Genomic DNA, 15879 nt, shown 5'->3' with positions numbered 1-15879 from the left:
AGGAGTTTCTTTAAAATTATAAAAAGCATCTACATGAGTGGAAAAATTCCAGCCGATGCGCAAAGAGTATTAGTGAATTTCTTCAATCATGATTTTATTTCCGTTCCAATCAAATTTATCTCCAACTTTTTTATCAATCATTAATTGCGCTAAGGGGCTGATAGCAGAAATTAAAACCACTTCTTTTTCCTCAATATGTAGCTTTCCGTATGAAACTGAAATCAAATACTTTCCTTCTGAAGTTGTGACTAAGGCTCCAAACTGAACAGAATTATATTCTTCATGAGTATTAATGTTTTGTAGGACCGCCAAGTTTCTGTTAATTACTTCCAACTGAGCCTGTAACTTATCTTGCTCCTGCTTCATCATTTCCCTTCCCGTTTCATATTTATCTCCTGCGGAACTTTTCGTATCAGCAGTCATTGAATTCTTCAATTCATCAATATCCTTTTGAAGATTTTCTCTATAATTCCTTAAGTTTTCTCTGCATTTTTCAATTATTGCTGACTTCATATTTATTTGTTAATTCTTTCAAACATTGTAAATAATTTTGACCTGTTTTTACGCAATTCTCCCATGGTACTTTCATAACTTTTTAATGAAAAGATATTTGGGAAACTCAGTTTTCCCATTGCAATTGTATAGCTTATGGTGATGGGCACGTAATTCAAAAGCATTATAATTTTTTGAGCATTTTTAGTTTTTACCTTTTTAAATCCTAACCTTTCGGCAGTGTGCGGATTAATAAAATAAGCATTTGCTTCAATTTTAACATCATCCTGATCTTTACTAAATGAATCCAGCATATTAATCATACCTTCAATGTAACTATAAAGGATCGCCTTCTTATTTCTTGATTCACTTTTGTGCATACTTAAGGTATAATAATAATCGAAAAGCGTACCGCCATGAAGCTGAATTTTATTATGCTTAAGGGCTGATGATAGCAACAAAGGGGAATAGTAAACTAAGCTACCGTTTTTTCGAGCAGTAGGCACATCAATAAAGGAAGCAAATACTGATAATACAGGCTGAATAAGGATTAATAAAAACCAAACACCGGTGCTCCATGCCATAAATACTATTATTGCTACCAGTATAAGCAAGTTAAAAACAAAAGACCATAACTTTCTTTTTTGATCTCTCCTGGGCAGTATATAATAGCGATGAACAACTTTCATAAAATGATTATAATCTCCAAAAGGCTAAAAAATTTTTAAAAAGGCAATCTTTTCAAATCAACATTTCCACCACATAATATGACCCCAACTTTATGCCCTTTATACCTTTCTTTCGATTTTATCATAGAGGCAAAAGGAACAGCTCCTGAAGGTTCAACCACCAATTTTAAATAGTTGAAAATTAACCTCATCGCTTCAATTATCTCTTGATCGCTAACGGTAATAATATCTTCAATATGCTCTTGAATGATAGGGAAATTTCTTTCCCCCAAAGAAGTTCTTAAACCATCTGCTATGGTATCAGGAAATTCCATAGGAATTATTTTGCCAGCTTTCCATGATCTGTAAGCATCATCAGCACCTTCGGGTTCTGCGCCAATCACTGGAATTTTATGACCAAAATACTGAGATGAAAGTAAAGTTCCAGCCATAAGTCCTCCACCCCCAATTGGAGCATATATAGCTTTTAAATGATCCGTATCTTCTATCATTTCCTTAGCACAGGTTGCTTGGCCTGCAATCACATCATAATTATCATAGGGATGAATAAATGTAGCTCCCGTTTTAGCTACAACATCTTTTAAAGTTTCTTCCCGAGCATTGAGAGTTGAATCACAATAAATCACCTCTGCTCCATATCTTCTTACCGCTTCTACCTTAACTTCAGGAGCATTTTGAGGCATCACAATATAAGCTGGTATTTTTGATAGCTTGGCAGCTAAAGCTACCGCCTGAGCATGATTACCCGATGAATGTGTAGCCACGCCCTTTTTCAATTGTGCTTTTGTTAGTGATAATATTGCATTTGATGCACCTCTCATTTTGAAAGCACCTACTTTCTGCAAATTCTCACATTTGAAATACACATTAACTCCTAAAATTTCATTCAATGTAGTAGAAGTAAAAACCGGAGTTCTATGAACATAGTCGTGAATTCTTTTCTCAGCTGAAATAATGTCTTCTTTTTTTGGTATTTCTTGAAGCAGCATAAGGCTATCTTAGTTAGAATTTAATATATTGCTAATCAGTTTTTATGATTATTATCATAAATAGTAAGTAGTAATAAAATCACAATATGCAATCTAATAAGTTTCTTCGATTATTTAGCCTAGTTATTCTCTCAGTTTTAGTTTTTGCCTGCAATAATGATGATGATTTAGAGAATGAATTTAATTTTCAACATGTAGTCAGCTATGAATTTCTGGATTCAATCTCAACTGAGGATATTAGTGCTCGATTTGGTGGAAATAATTTAGTAGGTGGGTTTATCAATTTCGATATCACGGCTCATAAAATAACCTACATGACGGAAAATTATGATGGAACAGAAGTAGAAGCTTCCGGATTAATCTTGATTCCTATTGTTCAAGGATCTGCTAAACTTACCAGTTTTCAGCATAGCACATTAGCAAAAGATGCAAATCCCCAAATTGATCAAGAAAATAGAGCTCCCTCTTATTTACCAGAAAATAATGCAGAAATTCATTTATCCGCTGCTCTTTTTGCTGCAAATGGTTATATGATCTCAGCCCCTGATTATATCGGTTATGGAAGCACAGGAGATATGTTTCACCCATATGAGCATGCTCAAACAACAGCTACTACTAGCTATGATATGTTAATTGCAGCAAGAGAATATGCTGAGTTTTTAGAGGTAAAAATGAGAGCTGATGATAACGGAACTGAGGAATTACATTTATTAGGGTATTCTCAAGGAGGAAATTCGACTATGGCGCTGCATAAATACATTGAAGAAACACAACCAGGTGAATTTAATATTATAAGAAGTGCGATGGGTGCTGGTGCCTATCATAAATCAGCTGTTGGGAATTACATTTTCAATTTTGAAGGGGAATTAGGTTTCTCAATCAGTCTATATTTATGGGTAATGGATACTTACGATAGAGTATATTTACAAAGAGGCTTGGATTATTATTTAAATGAACCTTATGCAACAGAAGTTGAAAATGGTGGTTATTTTGCCTTATCAAACACTAACCCTCAAGAAATATTTACCACTGAATTTATAGATGAAATCAATGACCCTAATAGTGGATTTAGCCAAGCATTAGCTGACAATAATGTACATGATTGGAAAGCCAATGCTCCTATAAAGTTGTATCACAGTAGAAATGATGGCTTGGTCCCTTATTTCAATTCTGTTGATGCTTATGAAAACTTAACTGCAAATGGCAGTGAAGAAGTATTATTTGAAACTTACGAATTCGGCAGTGATGTAGCTGTTGAAGATATACATGGTGCTGGAGGCGGAAGATTCTTTTCTGATGTACTTTCTAGATATTTTTTATCGGGTATTTAATAAATAATCAAAAGAGAAGGTAATAAGCATTATGTCATTAAAAAATGAGGATTTTGAAGTGTTAATTGTGGATGATGATGACATGACTGTTTTTTTACATGATGTACATGTAAAGGAAACTCAGTTTCATCCAGCACCTAAAAGTTTCTATAATGGAAATGATGTCGTTGACTATCTGAAAACCTATTATAATGTTAAAAAGCAATACTGCATATTGCTAGACATCAATATGCCTATTTTAAGCGGTTGGGAAGTAATGGATGCTATTATTGAAAATGGAATGGATAAAAATATAGCTGTTATTGTATTAACCTCATCGATTAATACTGCCGATAAAATTAAAAGTGAACAATATGATATGGTGATTGACTATGTAGAAAAACCATTATCTGAGCAAAGATTATTAGAGCTTAAATCTGAAGAAAAGTTCAAAGCATTTTATACTGAATAAACTTTCAACTTAAAGCTTTTGAACTATCTCTTTCTTCAAAAACTTTAAACTCCACATTCCTCTAAGGTCGCCCACTTCATAGTTTATAGCCTTATCATTAGGATATTCTTTTTTAAGAATTGCTTGAACCTCTTTAGAAATTTGGTTCTTTGTACCATGACAATTCAAGCATAATTTTGATGGGATTTTAATAGGTTTATTATAAAGAATGGTATCACCAGGCCTAATGAACTGCACATTAGCTCCAATTTCATCACCACGTTCAGAGGAATATTCAAAAGCCTCTAAAATATTCTTTTCAATATCTGATGGAGTATTTATAGGGTTTCTATTTTTATTACTTACTCTCTTAAGGAAAACCTTGTATTGATCGGCTAAACTGTCTGTTAAAGGATACGCATTCATGCTACAATATTTTGCAGCAGCTTCATATCCTCCACTTGCATACTCCTTTGAGATTTTAGACATGAAAACAGCCCCTACTACTTGAGTTATAGAATCTCCAAGTTGGGTAGTTTTATTGATGATTTCAGCTTCCGAAACTTTTTTAACCACTCTTTCTTCAAGAGTATCTTGAATGCGTTTGGGCCTGCGCTTTTCAGTTGAAAAACCACAGGCCCAAATAGATAATATAATTAATAAGCTTAATGCTTTGGCAATTGAATACCTCATAGATTTTAAATCATTAATCTTTATTGATTACTGATCCTATCATTAGATAACTGCTTCCTCCTGAACTCTGACCACTTAATGGACCACAAGAGAATTGAGTGTCTACCACATCTCCTGCTTTATTCTTCATCTTGATAGTGCCCGACCAAGTTTTGTTAGCTTCTAGTGATGACTTCATTGATTTTAAAGCATCTTTAGATTCCACTAACATGGACAGCTCAGAACCTCCAACTTCAGAAGAAGTATAACCCAACTTATCATTCGTAACATTATTAATGCTGTTTATGTAGAAAGAACCGTCAAGTTCAATCATCATATTCGTGTAATTGATGATTTTTTCTTTATCTTCTCTCTCACGTTGAGATCTTTCCATTTCTTCCTGAGTTGCTTGAAGCTCTTCCATATTCTGACGCATCTCTTCTTCCTGAGAACGCATCTGTTCAGTCATTTCTCTTGACTCTTCTAATAATTTGGAAGTTCTTTCATTGATCTTAACAGATGAAATAGTGGATGCAATATTTTCAGCAATTTTCTCTACGAATTCCCTTTCATAATCTTGGAACTCATTGAAAGATGCTAATTCAATTATACCATAAATCTCATCATTCACTTTCAATGGAACGATTAAGATACTGTTTGGATTAGCTTCTCCTAAACCTGAAGTAATCATCACATAATCCTGAGGTACTTCAGTCATATAAATAGTCTCCCCTTCTAACCAAGCCTGACCTGTTAAGCCTTCTCCTTCATATATCTTTTGTTCCAGATATTTCTTTTTATCCCAAGCATAACAAGCAGTTAGTTCTAGAAATGGCTCATCATCCTCTTCGCTATTGATTACGAAAATACCTCCTTGGTTAGACTTCGTATATTTTACAAGGTTTGAGATAATATCATCAGAAAGCAATGAAATATTATCATTGTTCTTTCTTAAAATATCTCCAAACATAGCCAAACCTTCAGTTGACCAATTTCTTTTCTTATCTTCTTCTGCTACTTTTCTTAGGTTGCCTCTCATATTGATTAGGGCATTTCCTAATACATCTTCCTCACTCAATGGCTCATAATCAGAATCGTATTTACCATTACCAATATTTTCAGCAAAGTATGAAGTATCTTTCAATCCATCTACTAATTGGCCAACAGCAATAGCCATTTCACCAATTTCATCATTTCCAAATTTCCGTTCATTATCTTCAGGTAAAATTCCTTTACCTAATTTCACAATAATATCTTTGATATAATTTACTGGTTTTGTGATTGAAGATGCTAACCAGAATGCTCCAATTAAACCTAAAATCACGAAAATTACACCTAAAATAATTGAGGTGTTTCTTAAACTATTTGATGAGTCTAGTACTTCAGCTTCATATTCTTCCGATTCTTCTTGTTTCTGAACAAGTATTGTGTTCAAGTGAGAAATAACAGAATCTGTTCTAGGAATTACTTCTCTCTCTATTGATTCTGAAGCCATGAATTTAACAATGGGGTCCTCATAATCTTCGAAAGTAATTAAACTTCCCATGATCTCTTTCTGAACATCGAGTAGACCTTCAAACTCAGTGAATACCGTATCCATTTCGAGCCTTTGAACTTCGCTGTCCCAATTTTCCTTTAAATCACTGATTTTTTCCTTCATGGCAGGATATTCTTCCTCATGAAGTGTTCTTAAACTTTCTTTATCGGTTTCGTTACTTTGAAGATATACCCAGTTGGTTACAAGCATTTTAGACCTAATAATTAAAAGGTTAAAATCTTTAATGCTCGTTAAAGAGGGTTTAATTACATTCGAATTGGTTTGCGTTAAACTACTATTTTGACTTACTGTGAAAATTGTAATTCCAGCATAAATGATGAAAATCAAGATCAGGGTTATAAACCCTCCTAAAATTTTATTACCAATCGTAAATCGAAAGTTTCTCATTTTATGGCCTTTAAAAAATTATTTCTTTTTAAACTTAATGAAAATAATTGAATTATAAATTTTATCCATTATTTCCATTTATGATTTTTATGTAATATTTAATTTATTTCTTCTCCAAATCGAGTTAATTCCTGTGACATTTTTAAGCCCGCTGACTTTAGAGTAGTATTGTTCACTTCGAACCTTAATTTCCCGTTTACATCTTTAAAATTAATCATAGATCCATTTCGAGCCATGTTTTCATATTCAGTAACTAACAAACACGGTTGATTATTCATAGCACTTTTTATCTTAGGGAAACTTCCATTTTTTTCAGAAGGGACAAATAGAATATGGTAAAAATCTGTGCTTTTGATATCATCAATTTTTACAACTCGAATATTTCTATCCCCTACTTTTTTGATCTCAGCCATTTCCTCTAAAAGCGGAATAATATCAGATTGCCCGTAAACAGCAATTACAAAATCCCCAGTTTTTTTTGACTCTGGCCAATCAATATACTTTGTAAAGCTGTAGAAAAATACCTTGTGAAATCTATAATTCTTTTCCTGCGCAATACTATCCTTTGCAATGAAAAGGAAAAGGAAAAATATGATAACGATTTTTAAATGTCGCATTCGAAATAAAATTATTCTATATGGTTAAAAGGTATAGATGCAAGTTATACTTTTAAGGTCAATTAAACTTACTCATATTTCATTTTAAAATGAAAAAATAGTGATTTTTCGACTAAAACGGAAGTATAATTCACGAAAGGACCTACAAATCCTTTTTAAGTGTTCTCTACTTCTTATAACTATGCAAAAATATGATAGTTTTTTGATTTTAATCTATTGATATATATTTAGTAGTTTTGTGATACTAAAACCAATAGCTGAATGTTAGACAGACTTGAACGTATGAAGGAGCGCTTTCAGGAAGTAGGCCAATTAATGGTACAGCCTGATGCGATGTCGGATATGAAAAAATTTACTGAGCTCAGTAAAGAATATGCAGAATTAGAAAAAGTAGTACAAGCATATGATGCTTACACAAAAGTTCTAGATGACATTCAGCAAGCCAAAAACATTCTGGAAAACGAAAAAGAGGCTGAATTTAGGGATATGGCTAAAATGGAGCTGGATGAGTTAAAGCCAGAGCAAGAGCGATTGGAGGATGAGCTAAAGAAAATGTTGATTCCGAAAGACCCTAATGATGAAAAGAATGCCGTATTGGAAATTAGAGCAGGAACTGGTGGGGATGAAGCTGCTATTTTTGCAGGGGATTTATTTAAAATGTATCAGAGATTCTGCGACAAAAACGGATTGAATTTAACTGTGTTAGATTTAACTTTTGGGACCGCTGGGGGCTATAAAGAAATCATCAGTACCGTGACCGGTAAAAATGCTTACGGTACTTTAAAATACGAATCTGGAGTTCATAGGGTACAAAGAGTGCCTCAAACCGAAACGCAAGGAAGAGTTCATACCTCTGCCGCAACAGTTGCCGTTCTTCCTGAAATAGATGATGTAGAAGTAGAAATCGATATGAATGATGTTCGTAAGGATACTTACTGTTCATCAGGACCTGGAGGTCAATCTGTAAACACTACTTATTCAGCAGTACGATTAACCCATGAACCCACTGGATTGGTCGTTACTTGTCAGGATCAAAAGTCACAGATTAAAAACTTTGAAAAAGCACTAAAGGTATTGCGTTCTCGTTTGTATGAAATTGAGCTTGCTAAACAAAATGAAGAAGTAGGAGCCCAAAGAAGAAGTATAGTAAGAAGTGGAGACCGTTCTGATAAAATAAGAACTTACAATTATCCTCAAGGAAGGGTAACTGACCATAGAATTAACTATACAGTTCACAACTTACCTAATATTATGAATGGTGAAATTGAAGACCTTGTCGAAAATTTACAAATTGCCGAAAATGCCAGCAAAATGGACGAAACGGATCAATAAGGCCGTTTTCATAGCGATTTGTAGTTTTTGTATCCTCACTTTTTCTTTCTGTTCCTATGAACCAGAACCAACATCTGAGGCAATAAACTTAACTTTTTCTACTGATACACTTCAATTTGATACTTTATTTGCTGAACGTTTGAGTATTACCAAGCGTCTAAAAATAATTAATCCTTCAAATAAGGCTATTAATATTTCTTCAATTGGATTAAGAAATCAAACAGACGATTTTCAATTGACATTGAATGGTAGAACCGGTTCAACTTTTTCAGATCAACTATTATTACCAAAAGATAGCTTATTACTATTAGTGTCCGCAAATATTGATCAAAGTGATGAGAATAATCCATTTGTGATAAGAGATTATCTGGAAGTAGTCAATCAAGAAAATAGTCAATCTGTAGTATTTGAGGCCTGGGGTCAGAATGCAAATTATTTAAGTGACAGCACCTTAACTTGTAATAGCCGATGGACTAATGAAAAGCCCTATGTTTTATCGGGCACTATCCTACTTGATTCTGCCTGCATTTTAAATATTGAAGCAGGCACTAAAATTTACAGTGCAACTGAAACCTTTCTAGTTATTGATGGAACCATTCAAGTTGAAGGAACAGCTGATTCCAGTGTATTATTCACTAATGACAGATTAGATGAACCTTTTGCAAGTTCCGCAGGACAATGGGGAGGCATTGTGTTTTTAGGAAATAGCACTAATAATTATTTCAAATACACTAGCATTAAAAACGCACTTTTTGGATTGAACTTAAATGTATTCAATCCTGATAATGAAGCGGATGTTTATATGGAGAATTGTTTTGTTGGTAATATGGCCATTTCATCTGTAATCTCACTTAATAGCGATTTTGCAGCTACTAATTCCGTTTTTTATAATACCGCATCAAGCACTGTATCGCATACTGGGGGAGGCAGCGCATATTATACGCATTGCACCATTGCAAACTACTTCAATACTGCAAGGGAAGATCCTGCTGCTTTATTTTCTGATTTAGCTGTGGATAATAATGAAAACCAGATTTTAGCTCCTTTGGAAGTACAACTTTTGAATACTATTATCTATGGCAGAATAGCAGATGAAATTCAGTTTTTTGAGCAAAACCCAGGCAACTTAAAATTGTCCTTTTCTCATAACTTGGTGCGTTCAGGCATTGAAGGATTAGATAATAATTCTATTCAAAATCAAGACCCGGAATTTGTTGAGCCTAATAATGACGATTTTCGTCTTACTCCAATTTCTCCAGCAATTGGCGCTGCATTAGATACTGAAATTAATCAAGATGTAATCGGCACAAAAAGGGATGATGCTCCTGACATAGGAGCTTATGAATTTATTGAAGAATAATATTCAAAATGTGAAATAAAAAAGCCTTTTCAATTACGAAAAGGCCTTTACTCAACTTAAATCTACACTCTTATAATTTTTCTAATCCCTTTAAATCTGATTTATCTACTTCCATGATGCTAATGGCATAACCTCCACCTGGAGCACAATCAATTGAAATATCAGATTTATTATTCACACTATATTTTTCAATTTCATACGCTTTAGGGTTCTTCTCCCAATGCGCATTTTCAGCATCTTTATAAACAGTGGCTATATAGCTTTTTCCTTTCTCCAAGAAATCAAATTTAATATTTGAAGTTCTGCTTTCTTCATCATTTGTTCTTCCCACAAACCAATTGCTACTGTTTTTATCCTTACGTGCATAGGTGATAAAATCTCCTGGCTCTGCTTCCAATACTAGAGATTCTGACCAATCAACCGGAACATCTTTTATAAACTGAAAAGCATCAAGATGTTGATTATAATGTTCTGGTAAATCTGCAGCCATTTGAAGTGGACTATACATGGTAACATATAGTGCCAATTGGCGCGCGATGGTAGTTCTGACTCTTGAACCATTATTGGGATTCAACTTGCTAATATCCGTTTCAAAAATACCTGGAGTATAATCCATTGGTCCTCCAATTTGGCGTGTAAAAGGCAAAATAGTGGTGTGATCTACATTATTCCCTCCAAATGCTTCATATTCTGTACCTCTTGCAGATTCATTTGCTAATAAATTAGGATATGTTCTTCTTAAACCGGTTGGACGAACCGCTTCATGCGCATTCACCATCACACCATATTCTCCTGCTTTTTTTACCGCATATAAATAATGATTTACTGCCCATTGTCCATAATGATGCTCTCCTCTAGGGATAATATCACCTACATATCCGCTTTTAACCGCATTGTAATTATTGTCTATCATAAATTGATAGGCTTTATCCATATGGCGTTCATAATTTCTGATAGCTCCAGAAGTTTCATGATGCATCATGATTCTCACGCCTTTAGACTTAGCGTAATCTCTTAATTCTACTACATCAAAATCAGGATATGGGGTTAAGAAGTCAAATACGTAATCTTTCGATTTATCAAACCAATCTTCCCAACCTTGATTCCATCCTTCCACTAAAATCTGGTCGAAACCATGTTCTGCGGCAAAATCAATGTATTCTTTTACATGCTCAGTTGTAGCTCCGTGTCTACCGTTAGGTTGAGCTTTCGAATAGTCTGTTTCGCCTAATTTTACACCTGGCAAATCCGCATATGCCCACGAACTTTTTCCTGTGATCATTTCCCACCAAACTCCAACGTATTTTACTGGCTTAATCCAGCTTACATCTTCATAAGCAAGAGGTTCGTTTAAATTTAAAGTGATATTAGAAAGTAGTATATCACCAGCATTTTTTGAGGCAATCACAGTTCTCCAAGGCGTATGAGTTGGGGCTTGCATATACGCTTTGTTACCGATCGCATCTGGTGTCAAATGAGAAGTGAAAACCATATTTTCATCATCTAATTCTAAATGCATAGCGGAATACCCCACCAATGCTGCCTCGTGTAGATTAATGTAAATACCATCATCAGATTTCATCATGAGAGCAGTTTGAACACCCGTTTCTGAAAAAGCATATTGTGAAACATTTGGAGTAACTGCTTTTTCCATTAACCTTCTAATTTCAGATAATTTTGAGGTAGTATAGTCGTATTCTTGCGTATCATAGTCACCTGCAATCCACCAAGCTTTATGATCACCCGTCATGGCAAACTGGGTTTTTTCTTCTTTAACCACAAAGTAGGTGAAGTTATCTTGCTGGGGAAATTCATATCTGAAGCCTAAACCATCATTGAATAACCTAAATCTGATATTCATCAATCGATTAGTTTCTGATTGTTTTAAAGAGACTAATAACTCGTTATAATGATTTCGGATTTTTGATGATTCCCCCCAAACTGGCTCCCAAGTATTATCATAGCTTGAGTTTTTAGTTTCTACAATTTCAAATCCTGAAATAAGATCTTCATCATCTACTAATTCTAATCCTAAGGAACTTGGTTTAACAATTTGCAGTCCGTCTAACTCGAGTTGGTAAGTAGGCTTACCATCCTCAATACTAAATTTCAAATTGAAATTTTCATTGGGTGATTTCAATTCTTGAGCCCAAGATATTGCAGGCAAAATCAAGAAAAGTAGAATAATTAATTTTTTCATTTTGTCGTTTTGTTTCCAATTAGTATTACAAAACTAACAAATGAAATGCTGTCTAAAAGCATTAAGTGTATTTTTTACACTAAGCAGAATGGAAACATGTCAAAAAACTTCTCCATGAGTTTGTTGGATCAGCTTTTTAGCTAAAAGAGGAAATGCTTTTACAAACTTGATAGCCAAAGAAGATCTGAATTGATTACCAAAAAGATTCTGAGTTTTACGACCCACCCACAGCCGATTTGAAAAATTCTTTTCCCAATTTTTTCTATAATCAGTTTCAATCTTTTTCCTTCTGTTTTCACTACTATTATAAAATTTGATGATAGAACAACTTGCCAAATATCCGCTATGAATTGCCATGGCCATCCCGTTGCCGCATAGTGGAGTGATTAATCCTGCAGTATCTCCGGTCATCAGCATATGGTTTTCGATTGTTGATTTTTGTTCGAAAGAAATTTCATTGATTACCTCTGGCTTATCAAACAAAAAGACTGAACCCTCAAAAATTTCTTTTAAAATCGGGTTTTCGAAAAGAAATTCTTTTTCCATATCCGCTATGGATTTGTGCTTTTTAAGATTTTCTCTTTTGGTTAAATAGCAAATGTTCACAGTATTACCTTCTACATGACTTACACCACAATATCCCCCTTTAAAGTTATACAAACCGATTACATCTTTAGGAAAATCTACCTTCGCATGATATTTAACACCCATAAAAGGTGAGCGCTTTTTAATAAAGTTTCGATTAAATTCTTTGTCTAATTTTGATCTCTTACCATAGGCATTAATCACAAACTCAGCCTGTAAACTATTACCAGTTTTCAGATGAACCGTAAATACATCATTCTTGAATTGAATATCAGTAACTTCAGTATTTGTAAATATTTCTACCCCACATTCTAATGCCTTTTCATATAGAAATTCATCAAAAGCATATCTACTAACTCCAAATCCACCCAATGGTAAATCAACTTTTGCCACATTACCTTTTATATCTGATAAATTGAAATGTGTTAATTCTGAAGGATTTAAATGCTCAGGATATAGATTTAATCGTTTTAAGAAAGGTGCTACTTCTTTAGAAATATATTCTCCACACACTCTATGAAAAGGATATTGCTTCTTTTCAATAAGACATGCTTGAATTCCTGTTCTTTGCAGACATATAGAAGATATCAAACCCGCAAGGCCACCTCCTACAACAATTACTTGATTCTTCTTTTTATCCAAAATTTTGATTTTATAGAACTATTAAACACTCTCTTCGTCAAGTAGTTTTACAAACAACAAGTAAAATTCATAAAAATACTACATTGAAGCCGAAAAGCATGGTTTTAGAAGTGTCTCGACTAGAAAAATCATTACCTTTGTGGCTTGCTTAAAAATATGTGGACAAAACTAGCGCATAACGTAATAAAATACAGGCTGCCATTAATCATAATTTTGGCTTTAATAACTGCCTTTATGGGATACCGTGCCCGTAATGTTGAGTTAGATTATGACTTAGCAAAATTGGTACCCGAAACAGATGAAGATTATAAAACGCTGCAGAATTTTGAAAAAGAATTCGGAGTGGATGATAATATATTGGCAATAGGTATTAAAGACAGTGCTTTATATACCCCACAAAATTTTGCCAGACTTCAATACTTTGCCGAAGCAGTAAAAGATATAAAAGGTGTAAATAATTTACTTTCAATTGCTAATCTTCAAAAACTGCAAAAGAATTCTCAAGAAAGAAAATTCGAAATGCAGCCTTTAATCACCAATTTACCCGAAGATCAGGAAACTCTTGATAGTTTGTTGCAAGAAATAAAAGATCAGAAATTCTTTTCTTCCCAGTTGCTAAATTCTGAAAATGGGGCAACAGCCGTAATCATTACCTTAGATGAGGAAATCTTTAATTCGCCCGACAGATTAAGATTAATGTCAGACATCACTCAACTAGGTGATGCCTTTGAAGAAAAAACAGGAATTGAGCTTCATTACGCAGGCTTACCTTTTGTACGGTCTACTATGATGACCAAAGTTAGGCAGGAGATTATTCAGTTATTGATATTATCTGTAATTGTTACAGCCTTAATATTATTAGCTTTCTTCCGTTCATGGGATGCTGTTTTATTCCCGTTATTGGTAATTTTCTCGGTAGTAATTTGGTCAGTAGGAACACTAGATTTATTAGGGTATAAAGTCACCATATTAACCAGCTTAATCCCGACCATTATTGTGGTCATTGGAATTCCAAACAGTATCTATTTACTCAATAAATACCATCAAGAATTTGAAGAGCATGGTAATAAAATAAAAGCTATAAGTACGATCACTCGGAAAATTGGGATAGTAACCTTAATTACTAATTTCACAACTGCGGTAGGTTTCTTAGTACTTACTTTTACAGAAATTAAACTATTAGAGGAATTCGGTATAGTAGCAGGTGTCAACATCTTTGCTACTTTTATTGTCAGTATCATTTTGATTCCTGCAGTGTTTTCATACCTACCAGAACCCGGTAGAAAGCAACTGAAGCATATGAATTTCAAAATGACAGATTTTGTTTTAACTTGGTTAAACAAGACCGTTCATTACAACAGAAGTGTTATTTATATTGCCACTATAGTTATTGTGAGCTTAGCTATAGTTGGAGGCTTTAAGTTGAACTCAATTAGCCATATGGTTGATGACTTACCTAAAGACGGCAAAACTATTACTGACCTTCGATTCTTCGAGGATAATTTTAGTGGGATCATGCCACTTGAAATTGTAATTGACACCAAGAAAAAACGAGGTATAATTCAAAGAACTACCTTAAGAAAAGTAAATGAGTTTGAAGAATTTTTAGATAGCATCCCAGCAATCAGCCAGCCTATTTCGGTAGTTAGTATGGTTAAAGCAACAAGGCAAGCTTATTATAATGGAAACCCTTCCTTTTATGCTTTGCCTAATTCGCGTGACTATAATTTCATTATGCGTTATCTACAACAGGATGAAGAAAATGTATCCGTTTTAGAAAGCTTTACTAATGAAGATTTATCATCCATGAGGGTATCTTTAAAAATTGCTGATATTGGATCTGATAAAATGAATACTCTAATCGAAAATTCTATTAAACCTAGAATGAATGAAATTTTTGAAGGAGAGGATTTCGATATCTCCATCACTGGAACCACTCCAATATTCATTAAAGGAAACGAATATTTAGTTGAAAATTTAAGATTAAGTCTTCTCATTGCCTTCTTAATTATAGCATTGGTGATGGGTATTTTATTCCAAAACATACGAATGATCATTATTTCTATCATCCCAAATGTTATTCCATTAGTAATTACAGGAGGTTTAATGGGTTATTTAGGGGTGCCTCTGAAGCCAAGTACTGTATTAGTATTTAGCATTGCCTTTGGTATTTCAGTGGATGATACTATTCACTTTTTAGCCAAGTATAGACAAGAATTATTCGCTAATAATTTCTTTGTACCATTAGCAGTTACTAAAACATTAAAAGAGACCGGAAAGAGTATGATTTACACTTCTATTGTGCTTTTTGCAGGCTTTATTATTTTTGTAACCTCAAGTTTTGGAGGCACAGTTGCTTTGGGAGCTTTAACCTCCACTACCTTATTGGTAGCAATGTTCACTAACTTATTAGTATTACCTTCTCTATTGCTTACTTTTGATGATGGCAAGCGTAATAAATTAAGTCATCCATTGATCGAGCAATATGACGAAGACTTCTACTTAGAAGAAGAAGACGAAGAAATTAATTTATCAAGAATTAAAAAAGCTGAACCTAAAGTTCCTTTTAAGCCTGAGGAGCAGAAAAAATCATAA

13 protein-coding genes are annotated in these 15879 nt (G+C 33.9%); 5 read left to right on the top strand and 8 right to left on the bottom strand.

What is annotated here, in order from left to right; translation table 11 throughout:
- Positions 1–69 precede the first annotated feature (69 nt).
- The 3 genes from QYS47_RS02385 to QYS47_RS02375 all read right to left on the bottom strand — a co-directional run bounded on the left by QYS47_RS02385 (position 70) and on the right by QYS47_RS02375 (position 2170).
- On the bottom strand, positions 70–513 hold the full coding sequence (locus QYS47_RS02385) for a GreA/GreB family elongation factor (RefSeq protein WP_308357936.1): 444 nt from the start codon (positions 511–513) through the stop codon (positions 70–72).
- A 2-nt stretch (positions 514–515) separates the two neighbouring features.
- On the bottom strand, positions 516–1076 hold the full coding sequence (locus QYS47_RS02380) for a hypothetical protein (protein WP_322347587.1): 561 nt from the start codon (positions 1074–1076) through the stop codon (positions 516–518).
- A gap of 140 nt (positions 1077–1216) precedes the next feature.
- Entirely contained in the window at positions 1217–2170 is a 954-nt protein-coding gene (locus QYS47_RS02375) for a threonine ammonia-lyase (RefSeq protein WP_308357938.1), read from the bottom strand.
- Between the two features lie 86 nt (positions 2171–2256).
- Between QYS47_RS02375 and QYS47_RS02370 the strand changes: the two genes are divergently transcribed.
- Together QYS47_RS02370 and QYS47_RS02365 are read left to right on the top strand one after the other, a co-directional pair.
- On the top strand, positions 2257–3501 hold the full coding sequence (locus tag QYS47_RS02370) for a phospholipase (RefSeq protein ID WP_308357939.1): 1245 nt from the start codon (positions 2257–2259) through the stop codon (positions 3499–3501).
- A 31-nt stretch (positions 3502–3532) separates the two neighbouring features.
- The gene (locus QYS47_RS02365; protein ID WP_308357940.1) at positions 3533–3952 is read left to right on the top strand and encodes a response regulator; all 420 of its coding nucleotides are present in this window, start codon (positions 3533–3535) and stop codon (positions 3950–3952) included.
- Positions 3953–3961: 9 nt separating this feature from the next.
- Here QYS47_RS02365 and QYS47_RS02360 read toward each other — a convergent pair whose 3' ends face one another.
- The 3 genes from QYS47_RS02360 to QYS47_RS02350 all read right to left on the bottom strand — a co-directional run bounded on the left by QYS47_RS02360 (position 3962) and on the right by QYS47_RS02350 (position 7165).
- Positions 3962–4624, bottom strand: a complete 663-nt coding sequence (locus QYS47_RS02360) for a Tll0287-like domain-containing protein (protein ID WP_322347586.1) — start codon at positions 4622–4624, stop codon at positions 3962–3964.
- 13 nt (positions 4625–4637) lie between these two features.
- Positions 4638–6548 (bottom strand): GAF domain-containing protein, encoded by a 1911-nt coding sequence (locus QYS47_RS02355; protein ID WP_308357942.1) that lies wholly within the window; start codon positions 6546–6548, stop codon positions 4638–4640.
- Positions 6549–6646: 98 nt separating this feature from the next.
- Complete coding sequence (locus tag QYS47_RS02350; protein ID WP_322347585.1) at positions 6647–7165, bottom strand: YfiR family protein; 519 nt, start codon at positions 7163–7165, stop codon at positions 6647–6649.
- A gap of 261 nt (positions 7166–7426) precedes the next feature.
- Here QYS47_RS02350 and prfA point away from each other — a divergent pair, with 261 nt between their 5' ends.
- Positions 7427–8497: a peptide chain release factor 1 gene (prfA, locus tag QYS47_RS02345; RefSeq protein WP_322347584.1), complete on the top strand. Its 1071-nt coding sequence runs from the start codon at positions 7427–7429 to the stop codon at positions 8495–8497.
- The gene (locus tag QYS47_RS02340) at positions 8466–9857 is read left to right on the top strand and encodes a choice-of-anchor Q domain-containing protein (protein ID WP_322347583.1); all 1392 of its coding nucleotides are present in this window, start codon (positions 8466–8468) and stop codon (positions 9855–9857) included. Before prfA ends, QYS47_RS02340 begins: the two co-directional genes overlap by 32 nt.
- 70 nt (positions 9858–9927) lie before the next feature.
- Here the strand turns inward: QYS47_RS02340 and QYS47_RS02335 are convergent, their stop codons facing one another.
- Both QYS47_RS02335 and QYS47_RS02330 read right to left on the bottom strand, forming a co-directional pair.
- The gene (locus tag QYS47_RS02335) at positions 9928–12057 is read right to left on the bottom strand and encodes a glycoside hydrolase family 97 protein (RefSeq protein WP_322347582.1); all 2130 of its coding nucleotides are present in this window, start codon (positions 12055–12057) and stop codon (positions 9928–9930) included.
- A 99-nt stretch (positions 12058–12156) separates the two neighbouring features.
- Entirely contained in the window at positions 12157–13284 is a 1128-nt protein-coding gene (locus tag QYS47_RS02330) for an NAD(P)/FAD-dependent oxidoreductase (RefSeq protein WP_322347581.1), read from the bottom strand.
- Positions 13285–13518: 234 nt separating this feature from the next.
- On the opposite strand from QYS47_RS02330, the gene QYS47_RS02325 reads away from it, so the two are divergent.
- Positions 13519–15879, top strand: coding sequence for an efflux RND transporter permease subunit (locus QYS47_RS02325; protein WP_322347580.1), 2361 nt, complete (start codon positions 13519–13521; stop codon positions 15877–15879).

The sequence above is a fragment of the Marivirga arenosa genome (assembly GCF_030503875.2).
In the GTDB taxonomy this organism is placed as follows: Bacteria; Bacteroidota; Bacteroidia; order Cytophagales; family Cyclobacteriaceae; genus Marivirga; species Marivirga arenosa.
Note: the sequence above shows the minus strand (reverse complement) of the source record. Positions and strands in the feature narration are given on the sequence as shown.